Raw genomic sequence first — 25,973 nt, forward strand, 5'->3', positions numbered from 1 at the left:
GCCGGTGCGCCATTGGCGCGCCGGACATTCAGGTCAGGTGTCTGCGTCCAGCAGGCCGAGACCGCGCAGGTAGACACCGATCCCTGTCTCCAGCAGGTCTTCGGGCGGGTAAGGGCTCTTGGTGCCGGGGCTGCCGCGGGCAAAAAGCTCCACGACACCGTGGCTCATGGCCCAGATGTGGGCTGAAAACATAGCCGGCGGCGGGCGCTTTTCTGGCGGAATGTGCTGAGACAGCTCTTCGGCGGCCTTCTCCAAAACGCCTCGGGCCCGCGCAGACACCGACGCCAGTTCGGGCGAATGGTTCACCGATACTCCGCTTTCGAACATCGCAATGTAGTGTCCGGGATATTTGCGCGCAAAGGCCAGATAGGCCCGGCCCGTTGCTTCGAAGGCGGCCAATGCAGAAGGCTGACCGCTTTGATAGGCGTATTCCATGACGTCGGCGAAAATTTCATAGCCTTGTCGGGCGGCTTCGGCGATCAGATCCTCGCGGCCGGCAAAATGGCGATAGACAGCCGCAGGTGTAACGCCTGCCTGCTTGGCCGCCTCGGACAGTGTGAACCCTGTGGGGCCTTTGTCCTCGATCAACTCAAGCGCTGCATCAACCAAAGCCTGACGCAGATTGCCATGATGATAGCCGCGTTTACGCATCCCAGATGTCCGGGCCGCCGCAAATCCTGGCGTCGGGCCTGCCGACGACCTTTGGGTCCTTGTTGTCGTAATCCAGACTGCTCAGGACGTGCCGGATCGCTGCCAGTCGCGCGCGTTTCTTGTCGTCGCTGCGCACAACGGTCCAGGGCGCGATGTCCGAATGGGATCGTTGCAGCGTTTCCGAAATGGCATCCGAATAGGCATCCCAGCGGGGCAGGCCTTTGACGTCGATCCCTGACAGTTTCCACTGCTTGAGCGGATCGTTTTCGCGATCCAGAAAGCGGCGCAACTGTTCGGCGCGGCCCACGTTCAGCCAGAACTTGAAAAGGTGAATGCCTTCGTCCACCAGCATTTGTTCAAACTGCGGAACCTGCGCAAAAAAGTGCTCGCGCTGCTTGGGCGTGCAAAAACCAAAGACATGTTCCACAACGCCGCGATTGTACCAGCTGCGATCAAAAAACACGATTTCACCTCCAGCAGGCAGGTGATCTATGTAGCGCTGGAAATACCATTGCGAGGCTTCGACGTCCGAAGGCTTGGACAGGGCGACGTTGCGGGCGCCGCGCGGGTTCAGGTTCATGCGAAAGCGCTTTATCGTGCCGCCCTTGCCAGCGGCATCGCGCCCTTCGAAGACCATCGCCACCCGTGCGCCGGTTTCGCGCGCCCAGGCCTGCATCTTGACCAGTTCGATTTGCAGCGCTTCCATTTCCTTTTCATAGGTCTTGCGCTTCATCTGCTCGGAATAGGGAAAGCCTGAGTCAAGGATGTCGCCTTTTTCTGCACGCCGAATGGCATCGCGCACGGCGGCTGGGGCTTCTTCGTCGAAATAGCGGCTGATTGCGCCGTCAAACGGAAGGGACATGCGGCATCCTCTTATCTGCTCTGTTCTGAATATGGGATGTTAAGAGGCTTAACGCAAATGCCAAGCGGTTCTTGCCGTTGCGGAAACCCGGACCTTAGCGCAGACCAGCCCGCGATGCGGCGCGGTGGATTGCCTCCAGCACGGCGCCTTCGCGGACATGGTGAGGCATGTGCCCGATCCCTTCCAGGGTCACCAGATTGGCGTTGGGGTAGCGTTCGGCAAAAGGCGCGGAATGGATTGATACACCTACTGTGGTGTCGGCCGCTCCATGTACCATTTCAATCGGCACGTTGATTTCGCCGTAGCGCGGCTCCAGCGCGCGGACCTGTTCCAGCAGTTGGGCCCGCTGCAAGGCATTGGCCGTGATCGTCTGACGTCTGAGGGTCAGGGGAGCACCGATATGTGCGCCATAGCCTTGCGGTGCGTCCTGAGGCTCAAAGACGGCATCAATCGCATCCTCGACCACCCGGTCCGGCACCCAAGCTGCCAGCACCGGATTCACGATCGGGCCCAGCCAGCGTGACGATGTCAGGCGATAATAGGTGGACAGCCCTGTGTCCCAGGGCAGGGACGGCGAGCCAAGCGTGACGATCGCGGATACATTCTCGGGGTGATGCACGGCCCAGGCCAGCGCAACCGACCCGCCATAGGACTGCCCAAGCACGATGGGGTGATCCATGCCCAGCTCTTCCGCCGCCTTGGACAGCAACCCGGCCTGCTGCACGATGGTGGTCCCCTTGGGGTCCATTCGGTCCGTATACCCCAAACCCGGTCGATCAAAGGCGACCACGCGGTAGTCTCTGGCCAGCTTGTCGACGAGAGAAAAGGTCATGTCGCGCAAATTGCCCGATGCACCGTGGATCAGCACCAGATCCGGGCCCTGACCTTTGATGACATAGTGCACGCGAATGCCGTCCACCTCGAGGAATTCACCGGACGGCGGGAAGGCTGCCTCGGCGCGCAGTTCATGCCGGTTTGCCTTCCACAGGGTGACGATCCAGAACACCGCCACCAGGACCAGCAGGGCAACCAACACCTTCACCGTGTCACTCCGACCGCGTGGCGGCACGCCAGTCGGTGCTGGCCTGACCTATCTGGGACGCGTCAAACGGGGTGGTCAGATAAATCTCGTTCACCCAGTTGCCATAGAGCAGATGCGCGTGACTGCGCCATCTGTTTTGCGGAGGCTGGGCCGGGTCATCATCGGGATAGTAGTTCGCGGGCACGTTGATCGGCGCGCCGGCGGCGACGTCGCGATCGTACTCTTCCTTGAGCGTACCGCTGTCGTATTCAAAGTGGTTGAACACATAGAGTGCCCGATGGTTCAGGTCCTGCACCAGCGCCGGGCCTGTTTCGTCACTGTCGATCAGGATCGGCAGTCCGGCGGCGGTGATTTCCTCGCGGCGCAGCTCGGTCCAGCGCGATACGGGAATGACCATGTCGTCGGAAAACCCGCGCAGGAATGGCGATGCAGGCGCAAGATTACGGTGACGCACACAGCCAAAAGCCTTGTGATCCAGCATATGCTTGGGCACGCCGTGGAAATAGTGGATCATCGCCATTGCGCCCCAGCACACACCAAATGTCGAATGCACATTGGTCTGGGTCCAGTCGAAGACGCGCGTCAGCTCTTCCCAATAGGTCACATCCTCGTAGGGCAGATGCTCGATCGGCGCGCCGGTGATGATCAACCCGTCGAACTTTTCGCCGGTCGCCGCGACCTCTTCGAAGGGGCGGTAGAAGGCTGCCATGTGTTCGGCGGCTGTGTTCTTGGTCTGATGCTCCGACATGCGGATCAGGCTGAGTTCGATCTGCAAGGGCGTGGCACCAATGAGACGCGCGAACTGGTTCTCGGTCGCGATCTTCTTGGGCATCAGGTTCAACAGGCCGATGCGCAGGGGCCGAATGTCTTGTTTGGATGCCAGTTCTTCGGACATGACCATGACACCCTCTTGCGAGAGCACGTCATAGGCAGGCAGGTCCGAAGGCAGTTTGATCGGCATAACAAGGTTCCTTGGTTTGGATGCTCACAAATAGGGCAGCGGGGGCAGGGGTACAAGGTACGGTTGGTGCGAATCCGCCAGGCCACAGTGGCCCGTGCGGGGTCTGAAAAGGCGGATTTGGGGCTTTCGTAGCTCTGACAGGGATGCGTTGGAACGGCGGAACGATCTGGCCGGCATCCGGCGATATTCGCTCTGTTCAGTCAGGTGCCGATCAGCCCGCTTTTGTAGCCCCATCGAGCGCTGCGCTGATGACGGCGTCAAAGTCAGATGAATCGCGTACGGTGGCCATGTCCTGTGCGTCCACGGTAACGCCCCAGTTGTCCGCCATGGCCTGATACAGTGGTTGCCGGTGGGCCAGTGCCTTGGCGTAGGTCCAGCGGATGAAGGCATCGGGGTCTACCTCGGCCTCGCTGCACCCGCTTTCGTCCAGATAGCCTGTCCAGCAAGTTTCCAGAAATTCCGGCTGATAGGCCATGGGTTTCGGGGCGCGATCAAAACGGCGGACCAGCTCTTGGGTGTGGGCCTCGTCACCTTTGATCCAAACCATCAAAGCGGCTTTGGACAGCGCGGTCAGAACCGGATCACCGGGGTCTGCCGGATCAACCCATTCACAGATCGACCCGCCTGTGTCGCAGATGAAATGCGGATAGCCATAAAGGTTTTCGGCGCGGTCGATAAAATACTGAGTATCCAGCAAGGCCTGCATCTCCGCGCGGCGGAACTGTTCCTGCCTGCGCCGATACTCGGCCATGGGAAGCCCCCCAAGATCGGGGTTCCCGGGCTTGCCCAGATAGGTCGAAACTGGTGTCAGATTATCGAAGGATATGTTCGAGCCGATGTAGATGGAATCCGACAAAAGCAGATCGCGCAGGAACGGGTTCTTCATCGCCTCACGCTTGGCATTGTCGGCGATGTATTCGCCCATGTAGCGGGTGCCGATGCGATAATCGATTGAATAGTGAAACCAGTCGCCATTGTCCCGCAGCAGGTTCGAGACATGGGTTTTGCCCAGCCCTGACATTGCAAACAGAACAACGCGCTTGGCCGCAGAGTCGCGCCATTCGCTGGCGTTGGAATAGAGCATGGCGGAACCCCGGCGCTTAGGACGTTTTCACGGTCCCACTGGTTAAGGCCGGTCGCGGGCCGCGTCAAACGCTCTTGCGACGGGGCAGACGAATTCGGCCGTTCAGGATCAGCAATCCGATCGTCAATAGGCCAAATCCGGCATAGGCCGACTGGGCCAGTTGTTCGTCGCGTACCCATGCGCCGAGCACAATCGCCACAGGCGGAATGATCAGTGTGACCAGCATCAGGTTGCCTGATCCGGCCATGGCGAGCACGCGGTAATAGAGCAGATAGGCAAGGGCGGTTGCTATGGCGGCATAGTAGACAATTCCGGCCCAGGTGCTCGGCGCAAGCGCAAGGTCCGGCATACCTTCGGCCCAGATGGCGATTGGGGCCATGATCAGTGTTGCCGTGGTCAACATGCCGGTGGCCGCCACAAGCGGCGGCAGGCTGCTCAGCCGGGCACGGGCCCATGCGCTTGCCACAGCGTAGCTCAAGGTGCCGGCCAACACGGCAAGCTGCGCCAGCGAAGTTATATCGAAATTCCTGATCGCTGAGGGGCCGATCGCCGTCACAACGCCAGCGAACCCAACTGTTACACCGATAGCTTTTTGCCGCGTCAGGCGTTCGTCTGCAAAGACAAGCGCAGCGACCACGACACCAAATATGGCGGTTGTCGCGTTAAAGATTGAGGTCAGCCCAGACGGGATGAACAGCTGGCCCCATGCCATGAGCGAAAAGGGGATCACATTGTTCAGCAGCCCCATGACAAACAAACCAGCCCAAAGACGGGCAGATCTGGGCACAGCCAGCCCGCGCAACCACACCACCGGCCAGAGCAAGGCGGCGGCAATACCGGTGCGGTATAGCACCGAGGTCAAAGGTCCGATTTCGTCCAAGGCCACGCGAATGGCCAGAAAGGAACCGCCCCAAATTATGCCGAGCAACAACAGCTCGGCCCAGGCTCTGGATGAAAGTCTCGTCTGCTTCATGTGGCGAATATGGCCGCGCTGTCTGGCAAAGACGATCCGGTTCTTGCGCAAAGCCGCAGGGTCAGACGGCCTGTACCAGAAACGGGCGCAATGCCTGAACGGTTTGCTCGGGTGATTGATCGGGGAAAAAATGTCCGCCCGGTATGGCGCTATGGCGCATATTGGTCAGGCGCGGCGCCCAGGTCGCTGCCACATCCATCGCTTTGGCCATCGCGCCTTCGGCACCGTAAAGAACCAAAGCCGGGCAATCGACCGTACGATGCAGATCAGCCGCATCATCGTGGAAGTCGATATCAAGGGCCGCGCGATAGTCGTTGCACATGGATCGAATGCAGTCAGGATCGCGCCATGACTGGCGGTAGGCATCGAGCATCTCCGGTTCGAAATCCGTCAGCCGCGCCTTGCCGAAACCCAAAAGACACCTCTCGAAATAAGCGTCCGGATCGTGCCCAATCATGGTTTCCGGGAAAGGGGCGGGTTGAGCGAGGAAAAACCAATGATAGTAGGCTCTTGCAACGCCTTGGTTCAGGTGGTGCAACAAATGATGGGTCGGGACGATATCCATGACGGTCAGGCTGTGCACGCATTGCGGCGCGTCTAGTGCCATGCGGTGCGCCACCCGTGCACCGCGATCATGGCCCACCAGATGAAAGCGATCAAAACCAATGTGGGCCATCAAGGCGCGCATGTCACGGCCCATGGCGCGAAAGCTCATCTGTGCGATTTGCGCCGGTTTGCTGCTGGCACCGTACCCACGCAGGTCGGCGCTGACGACGGTATGGGTTTCGGCCAGAGCGGGAGCTATGCGGGACCACATGGCACGGGTTTGCGGGAATCCGTGCAACAACAGGACGGGCGGACCGTTGCCCATCACGTCATAGACGATGCGCTGGCTGTCGTGTTCGAAGACCCGTGTTTGGGCAAAGGATTGTTCTGTCATCTCCCGGAGGAGCTAACGAAACTCACTGAGCCCAAGTCAACCCCGGGCAGGGCATCTGACAAAGTTGCCTGCGCCGTCAGGAACATGGATTGGCTGTTATCATCCATCATGCCAAACCCGGTTTGCCAGACACTGGTGGGTGTGTAGACCAGCACCAGAGCGCCCATTGCACCCACGAGCAAACCGCCGGAATTGCGTTTTTTGCCGCCACTGCCCAGCCAGTAACGCACCGCGTGAATGGCAAAGAGAATGACCGAGGCCATCAGAAGCGCGACGAGCGCCATCATGATGCGTTCCTGTGCAAGCGGGCTCAGATTGCCTTCGCGCAGCGACGCTTCGAGAAGTTGACGGTTGGAGCCGACGGATATTACCACATAGGCCCAGGCAAAGCCTGCCAGTGCGGATGCGGTTGGTCGGCTTGCTGTCGCATCCTTAAGGCGGGCACCTTCGCCCCAGCGATGAAACGCCGGGTCCACCCGCTTAACGCGGCGGCGAAAATCGCTGTAGCCTTTGGTGTCTGACGCAAATCCCATGCCTGATTTCTAACTAAGGAATATGGCGAAGCTTTGCTCGAATGAGGCACAAATTGGGTCGGATTGCCCTAACGTCATAGAAACAATGCACACGTTATGGCGGGTTTTGTCGCCGCGAGCGTTCTCAATTCGCTGATTTTTAAATCAAAATCAGGGCTTATGGGTATCACACGCAGAGCTGATTCCCGCTCAGGCTGTGAAACGGCGCTCAGGCGATCGCGTCGAGGATGCGGGCCCAGCTGCGAATGCCTTTGTGGAAGCTTTCGAGATCGTATTTTTCGTTGGGCGAATGGATCTGGTCATCGTCCTTGCCCCAGCCAACCAGCATTGAATCCATGCCAAGGATCGACTTGAAGTACCCGGCAACCGGGATCGACCCACCACATCCCGTGAACGCCGCTTCATGCCCCCATTCAGCACCCAAAGCGCCGCGTGCCTGTTCAAAGGCCGGGTGAGTTGTTTCCATCTGGCTGGCGGGTGATGCACCATGCGGCGCAAAGTCGACCTCCACATCCGGCGGCAGTTGGCCTTTGACCCATGCGCGAAAACTGTCGCGGATGGCGTGCGGGTCCTGTTGGCCGACAAGGCGGAAACTGACTTTGGCACTGGCTTTGGAGGGCAGGACCGTTTTGAAGCCGTCGCCGGTGTAGCCACCAATGATGCCGTTGATCTCGGCTGTCGGGCGTGACCAGATCATTTCCAAAGGCGTTCGGCCGGTTTCACCGGCAGGCTCGGACAGGCTGACATCCCCCAGAAAGCCAGAATGATCGAAGTTCAGTGCATCCCACTGCTCTTTGATCGCCGCCGGCAACTCCGGAACCCCATCGTAGAAGCCGGGCACCTGCACACGCCCGTCGTCGTCATGCAGGTTGCCAAGAACGCGGGTCAGAACACGAATTGGGTTTTGCGCAGCACCGCCGAACATTCCGGAGTGCAGGTCCTTGTCCGGGCCGGTCAGGGTGATCTCTTCTCCGAGCAGACCGCGCAGCTGGGTCATGATTGACGGCACGCGGGACTCGAACAGGCCGGTATCGCAAATCAAGGCGATGTCCGCTTTCAACTCGTCAGCGTTTTCCTTCAGAAAGGGAATCAGGGATGGCGATCCGCTTTCTTCTTCGCCTTCGAAGAAGAAGGTGATCCGACAGGGCAGGGTGCCATGCTCGGCTTTCCATGTCCGACAGGCTTCGACAAAGGTCATCAGCTGGCCTTTGTCGTCCGACGATCCGCGACCTCGGATGACTTTGCCTTTGGCAGTTTCTTCGATGGCAGGATCAAAAGGGTCGCGATCCCACAACTCCAGCGGATCAACGGGCTGCACATCGTAGTGCCCATAAAATAATACGTGTGGGCCGTCTCCGTCGACGTGTCCGACGACCATTGGATGGCCGGGCGTGGGGCGTTTTTCAGCGTTCACCCCGAGGCTGGCCAGATCTTCCACGAGCCAGTCTGCGGCTTTGTCGCACTCTGATTTGAAGGCAGGATCCGTGGAAATCGACGGAATCCTCAGCAAGGCCATCAAGCGGTCCAACGCCGCGGGCAGATCGTCGTCGATGCGGGAAAGAACGGGATCAAGCGGCATGGAGCACTCCTTTGGTGTGGGATTGTTTTCACGCTGACCGTATCAAAGGCCCCGGCAGTGTCCAGAGCAGGCGGAGCCGGTCAGCCACAGGAAACATGTTTCCGATATGCGTCAATTTTTCAGACCCGGGACGGTTGTCTGTCGATTTGCTTGACCCAGATCAAGGCTGCGACGGTTGGTCCGTCGATAAACAGTTGTCACAAGTTGTCGCGAACGATAGTTATTCACAAACTTGAATGCGGCTGTATGCTGGATTTACGGCACGATGGGGGGCCGCCCGGTACGGGGTGGGCCGAAGAAAAGGAGAGACACGGTGGACTACACCGCGAAGCTCGATGACGCCTTGGCGCGTTTGCACGAAGAGGGCCGGTACCGGACCTTTATCGATATTGAACGTAAGAACGGCCAGTTTCCCCACGCGACGTGGCGCAAAACCGATGGCAGCGAACAGCCCATCACGGTTTGGTGTGGCAACGACTATCTTGGCATGGGCCAAAACCCGGTCGTGCTGGATGCGATGCATGAGGCGATCAAAGCCACCGGCGCAGGATCGGGGGGCACACGGAATATTTCGGGCACCACGGTCTATCACAAGCGGTTGGAAGCAGAACTTGCTGACCTGCACGGGAAAGAATCAGCACTGCTGTTCACCTCGGCTTACATTGCCAATGACGCAACCCTGTCGACTTTGCCGCGGCTTTTCCCCGGCCTGATCATCTATTCGGATGAGCTGAACCACGCCTCAATGATCGAAGGTGTGCGCCGCAATGGTGGTGCCAAGCGAATCTTCAAGCACAACGACGTTGACGATCTGCGTGCCAAGCTCGAAGCGGACGATCCGGCGGCGCCAAAGCTGATTGCCTTCGAATCCATCTATTCGATGGACGGCGATTTCGGTCCGATCGAAGCCATCTGTGATCTTGCGGATGAATTCGGCGCACTGACATACATCGACGAAGTCCACGCTGTGGGCATGTACGGGCCACGTGGGGCCGGTGTTTGCGAACGGGATCGTCTGATGCACCGCATCGACATCATCAACGGTACATTGGCTAAGGCCTATGGCGTGATGGGTGGATATATCGCATCGAGCGACAAAATGTGTGATGCCATAAGGTCTTATGCGCCGGGCTTCATCTTTACGACATCCATTCCGCCGGCGGTTGCCGCTGGTGCCGCGGCCTCGGTCGCCTTTCTGAAAACCACTGAAGGTCAGAAGCTGCGTGAGCAGCATCAGACACAGGCCAGCATTCTGAAACTGCGGCTGAAGGGCATGGGTCTGCCAATCATTGACCACGGGAGCCATATCGTTCCGGTCATCGTGGGCGATCCTGTGCACACCAAGAAGCTGTCTGACATGCTTCTGGACGGGTACGGAATCTACGTTCAGCCGATCAATTTCCCGACCGTTCCGCGCGGCACCGAAAGACTGCGTTTCACGCCGTCCCCGGTGCATGGCCCGAACGAGATGGACAAGCTGGTCCGCGCGATGGATGAACTTTGGAGCCATTGTGCGCTGAATCGTGCCGAATTAACGGGTTAGGCGGTGGATAACCTGTAATTCCCCTTGAGATATGCTATTCTAGGCGCAATGAACGGGCAGGCCGAGTCGGTACGCCCGTCGCGGTAAATGCAGGCGCAGGAAGAATGGTATGGTAGGGCAGGCCACATGATTGGGCGCAAATCCCGCAATACGCCAGAGCAAGAGGACGTCGTAAGCCCGCAGGGTTTTGACGACTTTACGCTGCGCCTTGGCGATATGATGCGCGGTGAGCGGGCCACATTGGGCAAATCCTTGCTGGACGTGCAGCGTGAGTTGCGCATCAAGGCCAGCTACATTGCTGCCATTGAAAACTGCGACCCTTCTGCCTTCGATACCCCGGGCTTTATTGCTGGATACGTGCGTTCCTATGCGCGGTATCTGGGCATGGACCCGGATGAAACCTTTGCGGTCTTCTGCGCCGAAAGCGGCTTTTCCGTCGCGCATGGCATGTCGGACAAGGCCTCGACGATTCGTAAGTCAGATGACGAAGCTTCGGGCCCGCGTGCCCGTGACCCTCTGGCCGAACCGAATATGCCATTCGCACCAGCGGCCGAAAGCGTGCTGTCGCGGATTGAGCCAGGCGCTGTCGGCTCGACGCTTGTGCTGCTCGCTCTGATTGGTGGCATTGGCTATGGCGGGTGGGCTGTTCTGCAAGAAGTGCAGCGCGTGCAAGTCACCCCGATCGAACAGACGCCTATTGTGCTCAGCGAACTTGATCCGCTGGACGGTGCCGTGCGCCCTGTGCAGTCGCCGGACGGCCCGGCTGAGCAAGAAGAAGTGGCTGGCCTGTTCACGCCACCTGCAAAAGACGGGTTTGACCGGCTTTACCGCCCGCAGGCATTGGACGTTCCTGTGCTCGTGGCGCGTGATGCCCCGATTTCCACACTCGATCCTTCCAATGTTGGACTGTTTGCGCAGTCCGATCGCCGGGATCTGCCACAGGTGCAGGACAGCTCGCTTGCGGCTGCTGCGCTTGAGCAGGGTCTGACCACAACAGCGCTGGCGGCGGCTGAGCAAGCCCCGGTTTTGCAAGGCGATGGTGTGACAGTCGTTGCCGTACGCCCAGCTTGGGTGCGTGTGCGTGACGAAGCGGGCACGACGCTGTTTACCGGCATTATGAATGCAGGCGACACCTACGCGGTCCCCGCGAACGCAACGGTCCCTCGGATCGAAGTGGGCGAGTCTGGCGCGGTGTATTACGCGGTCAACGGCGTGACGCTTGGCCCATCGGGGCCAAACGGCCAATTCTCTGAGGTTGATCTGGTTCCCGATGTCCTGGTCGAACGCTACGATGTCGCGGCGATTGACGCGGACAGCGATCTGAGCCGTGTGCTGGCATCGCTGGATTTGCGCCCCGAACAGCCGGTCGTTGCCGAAGTGCAGGCTCCGGTTATCGCGCAGATTGCTGGTCCGGACGTGACACGCCCACCTGAAGTTCCAGCGCGCCCCAATGCGCCTGAACGTGTGGCTCCGATTTTGGCCGAAGCACCGGCTGCACCGCAGGCGCCAGTGGCACCCGTATTGAACCGTACACAACTGGCCGATACGGCCGTACCAGCCAGCCCGCAGGTGCTGCGCAATCCATTGCCCGGAATTACTGTCGTTGCGACAGCGGAAACATGGGTTGAGGTCACGTCACCATCGGGCAAAAAGCTGTTCGCCCAGACGCTGCGCCCGGGTGATACGTACCGCGTGCCACAGACAGAACAACCGCCCACGATTTTTTCCGGCAATGCTGGCGGTGTTTTCTTTGCGGTGAACGGCCAGACTTACGGCCCCTATGGCAAAAGCGGGCAATTTGGCCGCAATCTTGCGCTGTCTGCCGAGGGCATTACGCAAAAGCTGGCCGTTGCGGATCTGAACCAGCAGCCTGCTTTGGCCAAGGTCGTCGCCGAGCTTAATGCCGGACAGGCTCTTCCTCAGGAATAATGGGGCCTAAGGGCCTTTTGGTGTGGTTATCACTGGACCTCGGTCTCCGTGTGCCTGTAGTGTAAACTTGAGTTGACATATTTTCCGGGTCAGCGCGGTACGCTTGGCCCGGTGTCAGAACGGTCAGGAAACGCGATATGTCTCACAATCACATCCGCCCGTGGCGAAACATCTATCGCCGCAAATCCCGTCAGATCATGGTGGGTTCGGTGCCTGTCGGTGGTGATGCGCCGATCACGGTCCAGACCATGACCAATACGGTAACCACGGATATTCCGGGCACGATTGCGCAGGTTCAGGCCGCGGCAGAGGCGGGTGCAGACATCGTGCGCGTATCGGTGCCCGATCAGGACAGTTCCCGCGCCCTCAAGGAGATCGTCAAGGAAAGCCCGGTTCCGATCGTGGCCGATATCCATTTTCACTACAAACGTGGGATCGAAGCGGCAGAGGCGGGCGCTGCCTGCCTTCGGATCAACCCGGGCAACATCGGCTCAGAAGATCGCGTCAAGGAAGTGATCCGTGCCGCGCGGGATCACGGGTGTTCCATTCGGATTGGCGTGAACGCCGGTTCCTTGGAAAAACACCTGCTCGAAAAATATGCCGAGCCTTGTCCCGAAGCGATGGTTGAATCCGGTTTGGATCACATCAAGATACTGCAGGACAACGATTTTCACGAATTCAAGATCAGCTGTAAGGCATCCGACGTCTTTTTGTCGGCGGCGGCCTATCAGGCCCTTGCCGATGTGACCGATGCGCCAATCCATCTGGGGATCACCGAAGCGGGTGGTTTGACTTCGGGCACGATCAAATCAGCGATTGGTCTGGGCAACCTGCTTTGGATGGGGATTGGGGATACAATTCGCGTCAGCCTTTCGGCGGATCCTGTCGAAGAAGTAAAGGTCGGGTACGAAATCCTGAAATCGCTTGGCCTGCGCCATCGTGGGGTGAACATTATTTCCTGCCCCAGCTGCGCCCGTCAGGGATTTGACGTGATCAAGACGGTTGAACGGCTGGAAAAGCGGCTTGAACATATCAAGACACCCATGAGCCTGTCGATTATCGGCTGTGTCGTGAATGGACCGGGCGAAGCCTTGATGACCGATGTCGGGTTTACTGGCGGCGGCAACGGAGCAGGGATGGTCTATCTGGCAGGCAAGCAAAGCCACAAGATGTCCAACGATCAGATGGTCGAACACATCGTTGAGCAGGTTGAAAAGAAAGCTGCGGAACTCGAAGAGCAAAACAGCGCCGAGACCCAAGCCGCTGAATAGCCTCTTGGCTGCGGGTCATTGCCTCTGAACGAGAAAGCCCCGCAGATTGCTCTGCGGGGCTTCTTTTTTGATAGCATGATCCAGTCGTTACGGGCGTGCGCGCTCTTCTGCAACGATTTGGGTCATGGCGTCGATCGGCGCGTAGCCTCGCAGCATGGTGCCACCAAAGACAAAGCTGGGCGTGCCGCTGATCTGCATCGCTTGGGCCAGTGCACGAGTTTCAGCGATCCGGCGGGCGACCTCTTCGCTCTCCATTTCTTCAAAGATGGCATCCACGTCGAGCCCCAATGACGATGCCAAACGGCTGAGCGCTGGTTCGGTCGGGTTCCCGTCCAGCGCTACCAGACCGTCATGCATTGCCTTGTAGGCATCAGGGCCTTCGGTGATCAGCGTTGCGATGGCAAAACGCGACGACACCAAGGAGGCTTCGCCGAGGATCGGGAATTCCTTAACGATCAGACGAATATCGCCATCAGCTTCGATGAGCGATTCAACTTCGGGCGCTGCGCGGCGGCAGTAGCCACAGCGATAGTCCAGAAATTCGACGATGGTGAATGATCCGTCGGGATTGCCGCCCACATAGGAAAAACCGTCATCCAGAAGCGCATCCAGATTTGCCGTGACCAGATCGCGGTCAGCTTCGGCCTGCGCTTGGTTCTGGCGCTGCTCCAGAACCGCAACAGCGTCCATGATGACCTGCGGGTCGCGCATCAGGTAGTCGCGCACCAAAGCATCGAATGCGGCGCTTTGTTCTTCGGTCATGTTGTCGAGATCCAGCGCCGCGAGCGGGGCCGCCGCATCATCTGCTTCCACCTCAACCGCGGCGTCGTCAGCAACTTCGGCCACAGTTTCCTCGGCAGCGTCATCCACTGCGTCTTCGGCGACTTCAGCAACCTCATCGGCGGTTTCGTCAACGGCCTCGATCACCGCTTCGCCAGCGCCCTCCACGGCGTCAGCAGCAACTTCGACCGCGTCTTCGGCCTTCTCGACGACAGTTTCGGCAGCGTCGGCGACGGCATCACCGACATCTTCAGCGACTTCTTCGACCTTGGTCGCAACGGCTTCGGCAGCCTCTGTTGCCGTTTCCTTTGGATCGCCGGTCAGTGCGCTGACAGCGGCCACGACGGCCAGAATGCCCGCGCCACCACCCACGATGAGGGGAAGTTTTGAATCGTCCATGTATTGCTCCCAGGTAAATCTCTTAACGTCGTAAGGCTCTTTCAGCAGCACTTAGCACATCTTGTGCCCGCTGCCACGGGCCCGATCCACGCGGCAATTGGCCCATGGCCCGTTCCGCGTGCAGTTTGGCGTCTTTCATTCGGCCTTGCAGTGCGTATCGTTCGGCTGTGACAGTGGATGCCATTCCCGGCTGGCCTTGTTTGGCGTAAGCCACAGCCAGATCGCGCAACAACCGACCGTTGGAAAAATCACGGCCACGGGCCGCCTCAAGCGACCGCAAAGCACCGCGAACGTCTCCGGCGGCCAGTTGCGCACGGCCAAGCCCGGCAAGGATCAATGGTTCACGCGGGGCGCCCTTGGCTGCTGCGCGAAAAGTTTGCACGGCAGCGTTGAAGTTGCGCGACTCCAAAAGGATCTGTCCTTTGAGATCCAGCAGAAATGGATCGGACTTGCGCACCGCGATTGCCTGATCAATCGCCTTGAGAGCGCGTTTGGTGTTGGACTGCCGATGATAGGCCGCCGCCTGTCGCATCAGGTTGATATCCTGCGAAATGCTGTCTTTGGCGCGGCGCAGGGTCCAGCTGGGTGCCCGTTTGAAGGCAGTCAGCTTGCCTTTGGCGCGTTCGAACCAGTACTGCGACGTCGTGTTCGGGCCCGCGCCTTTGTGTCCTTCGACCAGACCACGCAGGGCGCGCAGCCGGTCGCGCGACAGAGGATGCGTGCGCATATAGGGGTCTTGGCGGGCGGTGGAGAGCGCCTCTTGGCCACGGAAAATTTCCTGCACCTCCAATGCGCCGCGCGGGTCGATCCCGGCGCGCATCATGAACCGCACAGACGAGATATCTGCCGCGCTCTCTTCGGCGCGTGTGTGGGTAAAGAACAGCCGCATGGCTGATCCTTGTGTGCCCGCTGCCACGGCGGCTGCGGCTTGACCATTCCCAGATGCCGCACCGGTCACCGCCGCAAGAAGCAGGCCCAGACCGGCCGCCGTGCGGGCAGAGCGCATGTTGCCAAGGCGGCGGGCCAGATGGCCGTTCGAGATATGAGCCGCTTCATGCGCGATAACAGCCTGAAGCTGTTCTGCGGTCGTCAGCTTCATCATCAGGCCGGAATGGATAAAGATATGCTGCGTATCGACAACGAAGGCATTCAAGGCGCTGTCGTCAATCAACAGAATGCGAACTGAGTTGGGGTTCAGACCGGCCGCGGACAGCACAGGTTTGGCCAGCTGGCGCAGCGAAAACTCGATGTCCGCGTCGCGCAACAAAGTCGCGGCACGGGCAGGGGACGCGGCCAGAAGGCTTAGCAGCAGGACCACGCTCAGGCATTTTGCAATCAGTCTTGGAAGGATCATTGACGCCTCACCGTTTCTAGCCGTAGGCACAGGGACACAGGCCATGAAGGCCAAGATGGTGCGAGCAGAGTAGAGAGGCAAGTCATGCGGAATTCAACCCGGGGTGCGGTTGATCCCTTTATTGTGATGGATGTGATGGAAGCGGCGCGGCAGGCCGAGCAGGCGGGCCGTCATATCATTCACATGGAAGTGGGCCAGCCCGGCACACCTGCGCCGGCGGCTGCCCGAGACGCCTTGGCCAAGGCCATGCAGGACGAGTCGCTCGGCTATACAGTTGCTCTTGGACTTCCGGCGCTGCGTTCGCGGATCGCCCAGCTATATGGGGAATGGTACAATGTTGATCTGGATCCGGGCCGCGTTGTGGTTACCCCGGGATCCAGCGGCGGTTTCATTCTCGCCTTTTCGGCGCTGTTTGACGCCGGGGATCGTGTCGCCTTGGGCGCACCGGGATACCCGTCCTATCGGCAGATCCTGAAGGCGATGAACCTGGTTCCGGTCGAGGTGCAATCTTCGGCGGAAAACCGCCTTCAACCTACTCCCGCAGACCTCGAAGCAGTGGATTATCAGGGCCTGATGGTCGCCAGCCCTGCGAATCCCACCGGTACGATGCTGGGGCGGCCAGAATTGTCAGCACTGATATCAGCAGCGCAGGCCAGAGGCGCGGCCTTCTTGTCTGACGAAATCTATCACGGCATCGAATATGAAGCCAAAGCGGTCAGCGCGCTGGAAATCAGTGATGATGTCTGTGTCATCAATTCTTTTTCCAAATACTTCTCCATGACCGGATGGCGGGCCGGTTGGCTGGTTTTGCCAGAAGACAACATCCGACAGGTCGAACGTTTGGCGCAGAACATGTTCATCTGCGCGCCGCATGCTTCGCAGTTGGCGGCGCTGGCGGCCATGGATGCTGGTGATGAACTCGAACAGAACATGGCCGTTTACCGCAAGAACCGCGCGCTCATGCTCGAAGGTTTGCCTCAGGCCGGGTTTGATCGTATCGCACCGCCGGATGGTGCGTTTTACGTCTATGCCGATATCAGCCATTTGACCGATGACAGCCGGGCCTTTGCCCGCGCCATTCTGGACGAGGCAGGGGTCGCGGTAACCCCCGGTCTGGATTTCGATCCGGTCCGTGGCGGCGGGACCTTGCGGTTTTCCTATGCTCGCTCAACAGCCGATATCGAAGAAGGGTTGGAACGTTTGCGCGGATTTATGCAGGCCCGGGGTCATATCTGACCTGATTGGATTGTTTGGGATGCGTGCCTTGTGCGGCTCTGTTATCCTGCCCGAAACCACCCCGGGAAGAGGCGGATGAGCAGGCTTTTGCATCTTTTGACAGTCTTGGGCTGCGTGCTTGTATTTGGCGCGACCACAAGCATTGCCCAGCAGTCCGGTGGTCTGGCCCGGTTGCAATCGGCCAGTATGGAGGATGCCCGGTTTGGGCGGACGGTCATTACACTTGACCTTAGTCAGGGTGTGCCTTGGCGACTGTTCACTCTGGATGAGCCTCGCCGCCTTGTTCTCGACTTTCGTGAAGTGGACTGGAGCGGCATGATTGGTGAAGAGGTCAATTCCTCGGATCGCATCAGCGCATTGCGCGTGGGCCGGTTTCAGCCCGGTTGGTCCCGCATGGTTCTGGAACTGGCCGAACCGATGGCTGTCGAACAGGCGGAACTGCAAACGCAGCCAGAAACAGGGCTGGCGCGACTGGCGGTAACCCTGCGCCGAAGTGATGACGAGAGCTTTGCCAAAACTGCTGGGGCTCCTGTGTCTCCGGGCTGGCAGGCCATCCGGCCCGAGGCACAAGTGGCCGCGCAGGCCGGGCAAGATGGCCCCTTGCGGGTTATGCTGGATCCCGGGCATGGCGGATTGGATCCGGGCGCGGAACGCACCGGCATCAACGAAGCCGACCTGATGCTTCAGTTTGCATTTGAGCTGCGCGAGGCGTTGCTGCGGACTGGCCGTTACGAGGTATTCCTGACACGAGAGGCCGATGTATTCGTCTCGCTGGAGGCGCGGGTCGCGATGGCGCAACAGGCCAATGCCGATCTGTTCGTCTCCTTGCACGCAGATGCAATTGCCGCAGGCGTGGCGCATGGTGCGACGGTCTATGTGCTGGACGAAGAGGCTTCGGATGAGGCGTCGGCCGCTTTGGCGGAACGTCATGACCGTGACAACCTTCTGGGCGGTGTCGATTTGTCTGGTGCCGACGATCAGGTCGCGCAGGTGCTTATGGAAATTGCCCGGCTCGACAATACGCCGCGCAGCGCTGCGTTGGCGCGCCATCTGGTCAACGGTATTCGGAATGCACTAGGCCATGTGCACAAAAGGCCGCTGCGCAAGGCCGGGTTTTCGGTGCTCAAGGCCGCCGACATCCCATCGGTTCTGGTGGAACTGGGGTTCCTGTCAACGCAGCAGGATCTGAAGAACCTGCAGGATCCGGCATGGCGTGCGGGTATGGCGGCTGGTATCCGTGACGGCATCGAAGCATGGTCCATCGAGGACGAAGCTCTGTCCCGCCTGCGCCGCCAATAGGTCGCTTAGCGGAAATGCTTGGACAGTTTCAGGCCCTGACCCTGATAGTTGGAAGCAATGCCCGCGCCATATAGCTGCTGCGGTATTTCGGACATCCGTTCATAAACCAGTCGTCCGACCACTTGTCCGTGCTCCAGCACAAAAGGTGCCTCGTGGCAGCGCACTTCCAACACGCCACGCGCGCCGGTTCCTCCGGCAGCCGCGTGGCCAAAGCCGGGGTCAAAGAAGCCCGCATAGTGCACGCGGAATTCACCAACCATGGCCAGATAGGGTGCCATTTCAGCGGCATAGCCGGGTGGGATATGGACCGCTTCACGGCTGACAAGGATGTAGAAAGCGCCGGGGTCCAGAACCAACTGCCGCGTGTCAGTATAGAGCTGCTCCCAGAAATCGGCCGGATCGTACTGGCCGATGCGATCCAGATCGATCACCCCGGTGTGCGGCTTGGCACGATAACCGACCAGATTGCCCTCGCCGGGGCTCAGATCAACGGAAAAGCCCAAACCTTCGCTGATAACGGCAGGGCCGCCACCGACCAGTGTTTCCGCCTCATGCAGAGCGCGCAGTTCATCATCATCCAGAACGGCCCGACCATCGCGGAACCGGATCTGGTTCAGCCGCATTCCAGGCCGTGCCAGCACAGAGAAGCTTCGCGGGCAGATTTCAGCGTAGAGCGGCCCGGAATAGCCGGGCGCAATACGATCAAACTCGGTACCGCCATCGGTTATCACGCGGGTCAACAAATCCAATCGCCCGGTTGAGCTTTTGGCATTTGCGATGGCCTGAATACCGTTGGGCAGCGAGAGGCTTTCCATCAGCGGAACAACGTAGACACAGCCCTTTTCGAGAACCGCACCATCGGTCAAATCGATCCGGTGCATCTCAAAATCTTCTATCCGGCTGGCAACACTGCGTCCTTCACCGGCCAGAAACGAGGCTCGAACCCGATAGGCCACGGTGCCCAGACGCAGATCAAGGCTGGCAGGTTGAATCTGGCCATCCACGAAATCTGTGCCAGCGCTAAGGCCGCCTGTCGCTATCAGAGTTTCGATCTGCTGGCTTGCCAATACGCCTGGCATGTCGTGTTCCTTTCGTCCGTTGCATCTGCATAGCAAGCACATCCACAAAGCGGGAGGGCAAAAACGCAAAACGCCGCCCCAAATGGGACGGCGCTCTTTGTTTGTATTTGGGCCGGATCAGACGATATCGGCTGCTTCGTCCTCTTCCTCGGCCAGTGCCTCGAGTTCGGCCTCGGCGTCCCACCACTTCTTGTTGCTGAACGCCGCGAGGATGGTGATGATCTCGTCGCCTGAAACGATCGTCTCTACCTCTGGTGTCGATGCCTCTGCCTCGGTTTCAGCATCCTGATCCGCAACCGGGTCGCGTCCGCCGTTACCATTGTGACCGCCGTTGCCGTTGCCTTGGCCGTGGCTTGGCCGCCCGCCGGATTCTTCCGGCGCAGGTGCATCGACATCGTCATCGTCGGTGTCGACAACGGGCTCAACGCCAGTTTCAGGTTCCGGATCGACTACGTCGTCTGGCGTATCTTCAAGCGGGCCTACGTATTCGATATTCGAACGAAGGCTGGCTTCACCGCGCAATTCAAGGTGCCTGATCTCGACAGTGTGTTCACCGGCGGGCAGTTCCAATTCGACTTGCTGAAAGCCTTCCAGTTCCACATCGCGGCTGTCGAGGATCAACTCGCCGTTGACATAGAGCTGCGCCTCATCCTCTGCCTGAAGATCAACTCGGTAGACGCCGCCCTCGGCGCTGTCGATTGTCTTGGTAAAGACCGTCGCAACATTATCCGACTGGGCGCCATCGGCGAAAGCTTCGGTTGTGGCAAAGAAATCAACGTCTTCTGCCGTGTCAGTGCCATCGGCTTGTACCGAAAAGTCGACATCGTCGATCGAGCGGACAGATGGATTTAGGTTGAAGAAATCCACCGTGAATTCAGCCGCTTCTGCGGTGTCTTCCGGCTCAGGGATGACTTCGGGTTCTGGCTCAGGGATGACCTCTGGTTCTGGCTCAGGGATGACCTCCGGCTCTGGCTCAGGGATGACCTCGGGTTCTGGCTCGGGGATGACTTCGGGTTCTGGCTCAGGGATGACTTCGGGCTCTGGCTCGGGGATGACCTCTGGTTCTGGCTCGGGGATGACCTCTGGCTCCGGCTCTGGAACGACTTCGGGCTCTGGATCAACCGGTTCTGGATCGACCGGTTCTGGATCGACGGGGCCTGTTTCGCCGGAATCGATTCCAGTTCCAGTCCCATCCAGAACACCTGCCTCGATCAAGTTTTCCTCGATCACATCCACGATCGCTTCGTGATTTGCCAAAACCGATGGGTGAATATTGTCTGGCGCAGGATCAAGTTGCGGCGGGCGTTCTCCGTAGGTGGCCATGTAGGTGATCATAGAGGCCAGATAGTAGGTGGTTTCCGTACCATGCGGGGCGCTGTCTACGTAAAGCGCGTCGGCAGGAACGTCGGACAAAACAGTTGTGAACAGCTCCGAAAGCGTGGAGGCCACCGGGATCAGGGTAACGTTGGCATCGGGATCCGCCGCGTTGATCTGATCAACCAGCGTTTCGTACCAATCGTTGTAGCCGCCCATGTTATAGTCGTGATAGGCGCGCAGCGCATCGTCGGACGGCGGGATTGTGTCGCTATATGGGCCCATGTCGGCCCAGCCTTGGTAAATGAAGATTCTTGCATCTGGCTGGTCCGTGGTCACATCCGCGACAATGTCCTGAACCGCATCCAGTGGAGAACGGCTGTCGCCGAAATAGTTGATGTCGACCGACAGGTCCTGGATGAAGTTCGCGGGTGTTATAAGAACGCTGTCAAACTCCGCATCAGCAAAGCTGCCGGATTCCCACGCGCTGTCGACCCCGCTGAAACCCCACTGCGACAGGGGTTCGGGACGGTCGGCGAATTCACGCAAGAACCCGTAGGCGCCATTGGCCGCGTAGGTGTTCCCCGCTTCTTCGGCAAAGAGATCCATCCAGTAGGGGACGTTGGTAAAGGCATTGCCACCGGCGAAATTCACCAGAGAATTGCCAAAGATATACTGCGACTGTTCGATCGGCATTCACATAACTCCATGCAACTGCATGCAAACTCAAAAAAAATGTGGAGACGACGGAACGCCACCCTGAACAGGTGCGAACTTAGCAGCATTACGGGCCCCCACGGCCGTGTTCTGGGAACTAGCCTAGTTCCCTTTTCCCGGCCAGCTTTCCCATACGGCAATGGCTTCCAAAAGGGGAAAACTCAGTGTTTCCAATCATCTGACAATGTCAGATAGAACACGGATCAAGGCCGTAGACGGCAAGGCTTGGAACCTTCGGAAACTGGTGATTGGTGCGGTGGTAGCTGATTGGTCGGGCTAGCAGGACTCGAACCTGCGACCTTCCGTCCCCCAGACGGACGCGCTACCAGGCTGCGCCATAGCCCGACTGGAGACGTGTCTTACTGGTTTTGCCGGTCGGGGCAACCCCTTTTGCATGGAAATCCCGCTTGAAATGACCCGGAGCGCCGCGCTTTGACTGTTGGATCAGTTCAGACGATCCACCAATGCGCGCAGTGCAGACCTTTGTGCGCGCAGCGCTTCGATTTCTGCGGCACTGAATTCGCGTTTACTGGCCAACAGTCCCAAAACGCCCTGCGTGGTGTCGGTGGATCCATTCACATCAACAGTTTCTGCATCGCCCGCTTTTGCGGCCAAGGCGGCAGCGCCCGATGCAACAACCGTTTCGTCGGCTAACTCTGGCGTGTCATCTGTGGGTTCTTCAGCCGCCACGTCCTGATCGTCTTCCGATTGCTGCCGGTCCGCCATCGAACGGGTCAGGAAAGCGGGCAGGGCGGAGCCGCCCGACGCGGCATCCGAGGCGTCTTCGGCTACTTCTTCAACGGTGTCTTCAGGCGCGGTTTCGCCGATCTCGGCGGTGGCTGCAATTTCGCCAACAGAATCACCGCCTGAATCGATGTCTGCGCCCGTATCCTCGGCCTCAGCCATTTTTTCGGCTTCCGGCGACATTTCGTCGACCAGCGGCGCAGCTGTCGCAGCGCTGTCTTCGCCCGCATCTTCTGTGGTTGAAAGTGCGATTTCCGCTTCAGATGGTTCTATTTCTTCTGCTGGCGTTAGCTCTTCGGCAGGGGCGTCTTCAGCCTCTTCGATCGGGTCATCTAAATCGGTTTGTTCGACACCGCTCTGCCCGTCACCGGACGAGGCCGCGATCTCTGCTACGGCATCCGTAGTTTCAATATCGTCCTGAGCCATCGGCTCCGTGTCATCGCTATCATCACTGACAGCTGGAGCATCTTCGGTGGCGTTTGCATCGCCGGGTGCTTCTGCATCCGGGGCAGCTGGCGCAAAGGCTACGACACTGCTTTCTTCGGCACTTTGTTCGACCTCGATAAACGGTGCATCGGCTTCGGTGTCTGCCGGGGTCTCCGGCGCCTTGTCGTCCTGCATGGCGGGGTCGGAATCTATATCGATTGACAGTGAAGATACGTGCTTAACACCTTGTTCACGCAAGATTTTCTGCACACCTTTGATGGTCATGCCATCTTCGTGCAGCAGTTTCTTGATGCCGCCCAGCAAGGTCATGTCGGCGGGCCGGTAATACCGCCGACCCCCGGCGCGTTTCACTGGTTTGACTTGGGTGAATTTGCTTTCCCAGAAGCGCAGCACATGGGCTGGCGTATCGAGCCATTCCGCTACTTCCGAGATGGTCCGGAAGGCGTCGCGCGATTTCGCCATATCCGCGGCCTCAGCGCTTGTTGCCAGCCGCCACGCGATCCTTCATCAGATGCGATGGACGGAAGGTCAGGACCCGGCGTGGCTGGATTGGAACCTCTTCGCCGGTCTTTGGATTGCGGCCAACGCGGGCTGCTTTCTCGCGCACTGAAAAGGTGCCGAATGACGAGATTTTGACCTGTTCGCCACCCACCAGAGTGTCCGACATATGCTGCAGAACGGACTCGACCAGTTCGGCGCTTTCGTTGCGTGACAGCCCGACTTCGCGAAACACTGCTTCGCTTAGATCCATCCGTGTTAGGGTCTTCTCACCCATGTCGTCCCTCCCAGTGTTTTAAGCAAAATGCAGGAGGGTAAAACACAAGTCAATAACAAGGACTTGGCGCGAATACTTTAGATGTGAGTTGAGAGGTATTTGTGCTTACCAGCGCAGCACGACCGACCCCCAGGCCAGACCGCCGCCGATCGCTTCGGTGACAATCATGTCTCCGGTCTTGATCTGGCCGCGCTGTTTTCCAACCGACAGCGCCAGCGGTATCGACGCCGCCGAGGTGTTCCCGTGATCCTGAACCGTCACAACGACACGGTCCATCGGCAATCCCAGCTTTTTGGCAGTGCCGGTGATAATTCGAATGTTGGCCTGATGCGGGACGATCCAATCCACATCGTCTGCTTCTAGGCCGATCTTGCCCATCGAGGTTTCAGCGGTTTTGGCCAGCTTTTCGACGGCATGGCGGAACACTTCCTTGCCCTGCATTCGCAGGAAACCGGTCGACTGTGTTGAAACACCGCCGTCCACATAGAGAATGTCACGGTGCCGTCCGTCCGAATTCAGGTCTGTGGCCAGAATTCCGCGATCTGCATTGCTGCCGTCGCCTTCCTGAGCCTCGAGGATCAGCGCGCCCGCCCCATCGCCGAACAGAACGCAGGTTGTGCGGTCGGACCAATCCATGATGCGGCTGAATGTTTCCGCACCGATCACCATCACGCGCTTGGCCTGACCGGAGAGGATCAGGGCGTTCGCATTGCTGAGGGCGAAAACAAAGCCTGCACAGACGGCCTGAACGTCAAAGGCAAAGCCGCGGGTCATGCCCAGCTGGGCCTGTACCATGGTCGCTGCCGACGGAAAGGTCAGATCAGCCGTCGACGTAGCCAGAACGATTGCATCGAGAGAATCGGCGTCGATACCGGCGTCTTCCAATGCTGCCTTGGCCGCTTTGGTCGCAAGATCGGATGTGCTTTGACCCTCGGCCGCAAAGTGGCGCCGTTCGATACCAGACCGGCTGCGAATCCATTGGTCCGTTGTGTCGATCGTCGCTTCAAACTCGGCGTTTTCTACGATGCGTTCCGGCAGGTAGTGCCCGACGCCAATCACAACGGAACGCGTTGTCATGGATTCTGCTCTTTCTCTTGCGCGGATTCGGCTCCGCTTGTGGCTGCATCTTGCGTCTGTGCTGACGCAGAGGCAACCCGTGCCGCGAGTTTGTCTCCAAATCCGGATTTGGCAAGTTCAAACGCCAGCTTGACCGCGGCTGACACGCCCGTTGCATCCGCTGAGCCGTGTGACTTTACCACTGTCCCGTTCAGTCCCAGAAAGACGCCGCCATTCACCCGGCGTGGATCGATCCGTTTTTGCAAACGGCGCAGGGAGGTCACGGCCAAAAGCGAGGCGAGGCGCGAGAGGGGAGAGAATGCAAAGGCTTGCTTCAGCAGATCCCCGATCAGCGAGGCCGTGCCTTCGCCTGTTTTCAGCGCAACGTTGCCGGTGAACCCGTCTGTCACGATCACGTCGCAAACATTGCCGGGTATATCGCCGCCTTCAACGAATCCCACGAATTCGAAATTTCCCCGCTCTGCGTTTTCGCGGATCAACTCGTGCGCTTCTTTCAGCTCGGCCCGGCCTTTGTGCTCTTCGGTGCCAACATTCAAAAGCCCGATACGAGGGCGGGACAGTTCCATGCCGTTGCGGGCATAGGACACGCCCATCAGCGCATATTGAAGCAGATCCTTGGCATCGGCGCGGATGTCTGCACCCACGTCCAGCATCACGTTGAAACCCTGAGGGTTGCGCGAAGGCCAAAGGATCGCGATCGCAGGCCGGTTGACGCCGGGCAATTTGCGCAGCCGGATCATGGCCAGCGCCATCAGCGCGCCCGTGTTGCCGCAAGAGACGGCCACCGTTGCTTCGCCTGCGCGCACGGCATCCAATGTGGACCACATCGAGGTCGCCTTGCCATGCCGCATCACCTGGCTGGGTTTGTCTTCCATGCTGACAACATCATCAGCGTGGCGAATTTCGCATCGGCCAGAGAGGATTTTACGTTTAGAAACAAGTTTTTGCAGCACAGGCTGATCGCCGTGCAGCAGGAAATCCAATTCGGGATTCTTCTTGGCAGAATGCGCGATGCCGGCGACTACTGCCGCCGGCCCATGGTCGCCGCCCATAGCGTCGACCGAAATAACAATGCGTCCGGCGCCAGCCGTGTTGTGATCCTTGGATAAGGTCATTCAGGGCGCCCGAAGCCGATGTTATGCTGCGTCTTCGTCCAGATCGATTTCGTCGGTCAAGGCGACGACTTCGCGCTCTGCGTAGTGCCCGCAGGACGGACAAACGTGATGCGGACGCTTCAGTTCACCGCAGTTGTCGCACTCGTTCGGATTAGCAGCGACCAGTGCATCGTGCGCACGACGATTGTTGCGGCGCGATTTGGACACTTTGTTCTGTTGGACGGCCATGTCTCAACCTTCTCATATTACGTGATCGGCCGTGTAGGGCG

23 protein-coding genes and 1 tRNA gene are annotated in these 25,973 nt (G+C 59.1%); 5 read left to right on the top strand and 19 right to left on the bottom strand.

What is annotated here, in order from left to right:
* Positions 1 to 33: 33 nt before the first annotated feature.
* The 9 genes from PFY00_RS05335 to PFY00_RS05375 all read right to left on the bottom strand — a co-directional run bounded on the left by PFY00_RS05335 (position 34) and on the right by PFY00_RS05375 (position 8,625).
* A complete protein-coding gene (locus PFY00_RS05335; protein WP_271431504.1) occupies positions 34 to 651 on the bottom strand; it encodes a TetR/AcrR family transcriptional regulator in 618 nt (205 codons plus the stop codon).
* A complete protein-coding gene (gene ppk2 / locus PFY00_RS05340) occupies positions 644 to 1,513 on the bottom strand; it encodes a polyphosphate kinase 2 (RefSeq protein WP_271431505.1) in 870 nt (289 codons plus the stop codon). Before ppk2 ends, PFY00_RS05335 begins: the two co-directional genes overlap by 8 nt.
* A gap of 94 nt (positions 1,514 to 1,607) precedes the next feature.
* Positions 1,608 to 2,555 (bottom strand): alpha/beta fold hydrolase, encoded by a 948-nt coding sequence (locus tag PFY00_RS05345; RefSeq protein WP_271431506.1) that lies wholly within the window; start codon positions 2,553 to 2,555, stop codon positions 1,608 to 1,610.
* A gap of 4 nt (positions 2,556 to 2,559) precedes the next feature.
* Positions 2,560 to 3,516 (bottom strand): homoserine O-succinyltransferase, encoded by a 957-nt coding sequence (locus tag PFY00_RS05350; RefSeq protein WP_271431507.1) that lies wholly within the window; start codon positions 3,514 to 3,516, stop codon positions 2,560 to 2,562.
* 211 nt (positions 3,517 to 3,727) lie between these two features.
* On the bottom strand, positions 3,728 to 4,600 hold the full coding sequence (locus PFY00_RS05355; RefSeq protein WP_271431508.1) for an ATPase: 873 nt from the start codon (positions 4,598 to 4,600) through the stop codon (positions 3,728 to 3,730).
* A gap of 64 nt (positions 4,601 to 4,664) precedes the next feature.
* Entirely contained in the window at positions 4,665 to 5,573 is a 909-nt protein-coding gene (locus PFY00_RS05360) for a DMT family transporter (RefSeq protein WP_271431509.1), read from the bottom strand.
* A gap of 61 nt (positions 5,574 to 5,634) precedes the next feature.
* A complete protein-coding gene (locus tag PFY00_RS05365; protein ID WP_271431510.1) occupies positions 5,635 to 6,513 on the bottom strand; it encodes an alpha/beta fold hydrolase in 879 nt (292 codons plus the stop codon).
* Positions 6,510 to 7,046, bottom strand: a complete 537-nt coding sequence (locus PFY00_RS05370) for a hypothetical protein (RefSeq protein WP_271431511.1) — start codon at positions 7,044 to 7,046, stop codon at positions 6,510 to 6,512. Before PFY00_RS05370 ends, PFY00_RS05365 begins: the two co-directional genes overlap by 4 nt.
* A gap of 208 nt (positions 7,047 to 7,254) precedes the next feature.
* Positions 7,255 to 8,625 carry a M20/M25/M40 family metallo-hydrolase gene (locus tag PFY00_RS05375; protein WP_271431512.1) on the bottom strand — a complete coding sequence of 457 codons (1,371 nt, stop codon included), beginning with the start codon at positions 8,623 to 8,625 and terminating at the stop codon, positions 7,255 to 7,257.
* 313 nt (positions 8,626 to 8,938) lie between these two features.
* Between PFY00_RS05375 and hemA the strand changes: the two genes are divergently transcribed.
* The 3 genes from hemA (at position 8,939) to ispG (ending at position 13,368) form a co-directional block, all read left to right on the top strand.
* Positions 8,939 to 10,168 carry a 5-aminolevulinate synthase gene (hemA, locus tag PFY00_RS05380; RefSeq protein WP_271431513.1) on the top strand — a complete coding sequence of 410 codons (1,230 nt, stop codon included), beginning with the start codon at positions 8,939 to 8,941 and terminating at the stop codon, positions 10,166 to 10,168.
* Positions 10,169 to 10,294: 126 nt separating this feature from the next.
* Positions 10,295 to 12,097: a helix-turn-helix domain-containing protein gene (locus PFY00_RS05385; RefSeq protein ID WP_271431514.1), complete on the top strand. Its 1,803-nt coding sequence runs from the start codon at positions 10,295 to 10,297 to the stop codon at positions 12,095 to 12,097.
* Between the two features lie 137 nt (positions 12,098 to 12,234).
* Positions 12,235 to 13,368, top strand: a complete 1,134-nt coding sequence (gene ispG, locus PFY00_RS05390) for a flavodoxin-dependent (E)-4-hydroxy-3-methylbut-2-enyl-diphosphate synthase (RefSeq protein ID WP_271431515.1) — start codon at positions 12,235 to 12,237, stop codon at positions 13,366 to 13,368.
* Between the two features lie 87 nt (positions 13,369 to 13,455).
* Here ispG and PFY00_RS18965 read toward each other — a convergent pair whose 3' ends face one another.
* Together PFY00_RS18965 and PFY00_RS05400 are read right to left on the bottom strand one after the other, a co-directional pair.
* On the bottom strand, positions 13,456 to 14,547 hold the full coding sequence (locus tag PFY00_RS18965) for a DsbA family protein (RefSeq protein WP_333908194.1): 1,092 nt from the start codon (positions 14,545 to 14,547) through the stop codon (positions 13,456 to 13,458).
* A 22-nt stretch (positions 14,548 to 14,569) separates the two neighbouring features.
* The gene (locus tag PFY00_RS05400; RefSeq protein ID WP_271431516.1) at positions 14,570 to 15,901 is read right to left on the bottom strand and encodes a M48 family metalloprotease; all 1,332 of its coding nucleotides are present in this window, start codon (positions 15,899 to 15,901) and stop codon (positions 14,570 to 14,572) included.
* Between the two features lie 84 nt (positions 15,902 to 15,985).
* On the opposite strand from PFY00_RS05400, the gene PFY00_RS05405 reads away from it, so the two are divergent.
* Together PFY00_RS05405 and PFY00_RS05410 are read left to right on the top strand one after the other, a co-directional pair.
* Entirely contained in the window at positions 15,986 to 17,137 is a 1,152-nt protein-coding gene (locus PFY00_RS05405; protein WP_271431517.1) for a pyridoxal phosphate-dependent aminotransferase, read from the top strand.
* A 114-nt stretch (positions 17,138 to 17,251) separates the two neighbouring features.
* Complete coding sequence (locus PFY00_RS05410) at positions 17,252 to 18,436, top strand: N-acetylmuramoyl-L-alanine amidase (RefSeq protein WP_333908195.1); 1,185 nt, start codon at positions 17,252 to 17,254, stop codon at positions 18,434 to 18,436.
* 5 nt (positions 18,437 to 18,441) lie between these two features.
* On the opposite strand, the gene PFY00_RS05415 is transcribed toward PFY00_RS05410, so the two are convergent.
* The 8 genes from PFY00_RS05415 to rpmF all read right to left on the bottom strand — a co-directional run bounded on the left by PFY00_RS05415 (position 18,442) and on the right by rpmF (position 25,932).
* On the bottom strand, positions 18,442 to 19,515 hold the full coding sequence (locus PFY00_RS05415; protein ID WP_271431519.1) for a 2'-deoxycytidine 5'-triphosphate deaminase: 1,074 nt from the start codon (positions 19,513 to 19,515) through the stop codon (positions 18,442 to 18,444).
* Positions 19,516 to 19,632: 117 nt separating this feature from the next.
* A complete protein-coding gene (locus tag PFY00_RS05420) occupies positions 19,633 to 21,525 on the bottom strand; it encodes a PA14 domain-containing protein (protein ID WP_271431520.1) in 1,893 nt (630 codons plus the stop codon).
* A gap of 289 nt (positions 21,526 to 21,814) precedes the next feature.
* Positions 21,815 to 21,891, bottom strand: a tRNA-Pro gene (locus PFY00_RS05425).
* A 99-nt stretch (positions 21,892 to 21,990) separates the two neighbouring features.
* Positions 21,991 to 23,199 carry a MerR family transcriptional regulator gene (locus tag PFY00_RS05430; RefSeq protein WP_271431521.1) on the bottom strand — a complete coding sequence of 403 codons (1,209 nt, stop codon included), beginning with the start codon at positions 23,197 to 23,199 and terminating at the stop codon, positions 21,991 to 21,993.
* Between the two features lie 10 nt (positions 23,200 to 23,209).
* The gene (gene ihfA / locus PFY00_RS05435) at positions 23,210 to 23,512 is read right to left on the bottom strand and encodes an integration host factor subunit alpha (protein WP_271431522.1); all 303 of its coding nucleotides are present in this window, start codon (positions 23,510 to 23,512) and stop codon (positions 23,210 to 23,212) included.
* 105 nt (positions 23,513 to 23,617) lie between these two features.
* Positions 23,618 to 24,589 carry a beta-ketoacyl-ACP synthase III gene (locus PFY00_RS05440; protein WP_271431523.1) on the bottom strand — a complete coding sequence of 324 codons (972 nt, stop codon included), beginning with the start codon at positions 24,587 to 24,589 and terminating at the stop codon, positions 23,618 to 23,620.
* Entirely contained in the window at positions 24,586 to 25,704 is a 1,119-nt protein-coding gene (plsX, locus tag PFY00_RS05445) for a phosphate acyltransferase PlsX (RefSeq protein WP_271431524.1), read from the bottom strand. The genes PFY00_RS05440 and plsX overlap by 4 nt, the downstream gene beginning before the upstream one ends.
* Positions 25,705 to 25,725: 21 nt before the next feature.
* The gene (gene rpmF, locus PFY00_RS05450; protein WP_271431525.1) at positions 25,726 to 25,932 is read right to left on the bottom strand and encodes a 50S ribosomal protein L32; all 207 of its coding nucleotides are present in this window, start codon (positions 25,930 to 25,932) and stop codon (positions 25,726 to 25,728) included.
* Positions 25,933 to 25,973 lie beyond the last annotated feature (41 nt).

The sequence above is a fragment of the Thalassococcus lentus genome (assembly GCF_028023555.1).
Taxonomy (GTDB): domain Bacteria; phylum Pseudomonadota; class Alphaproteobacteria; order Rhodobacterales; family Rhodobacteraceae; genus Thalassococcus_A; species Thalassococcus_A lentus.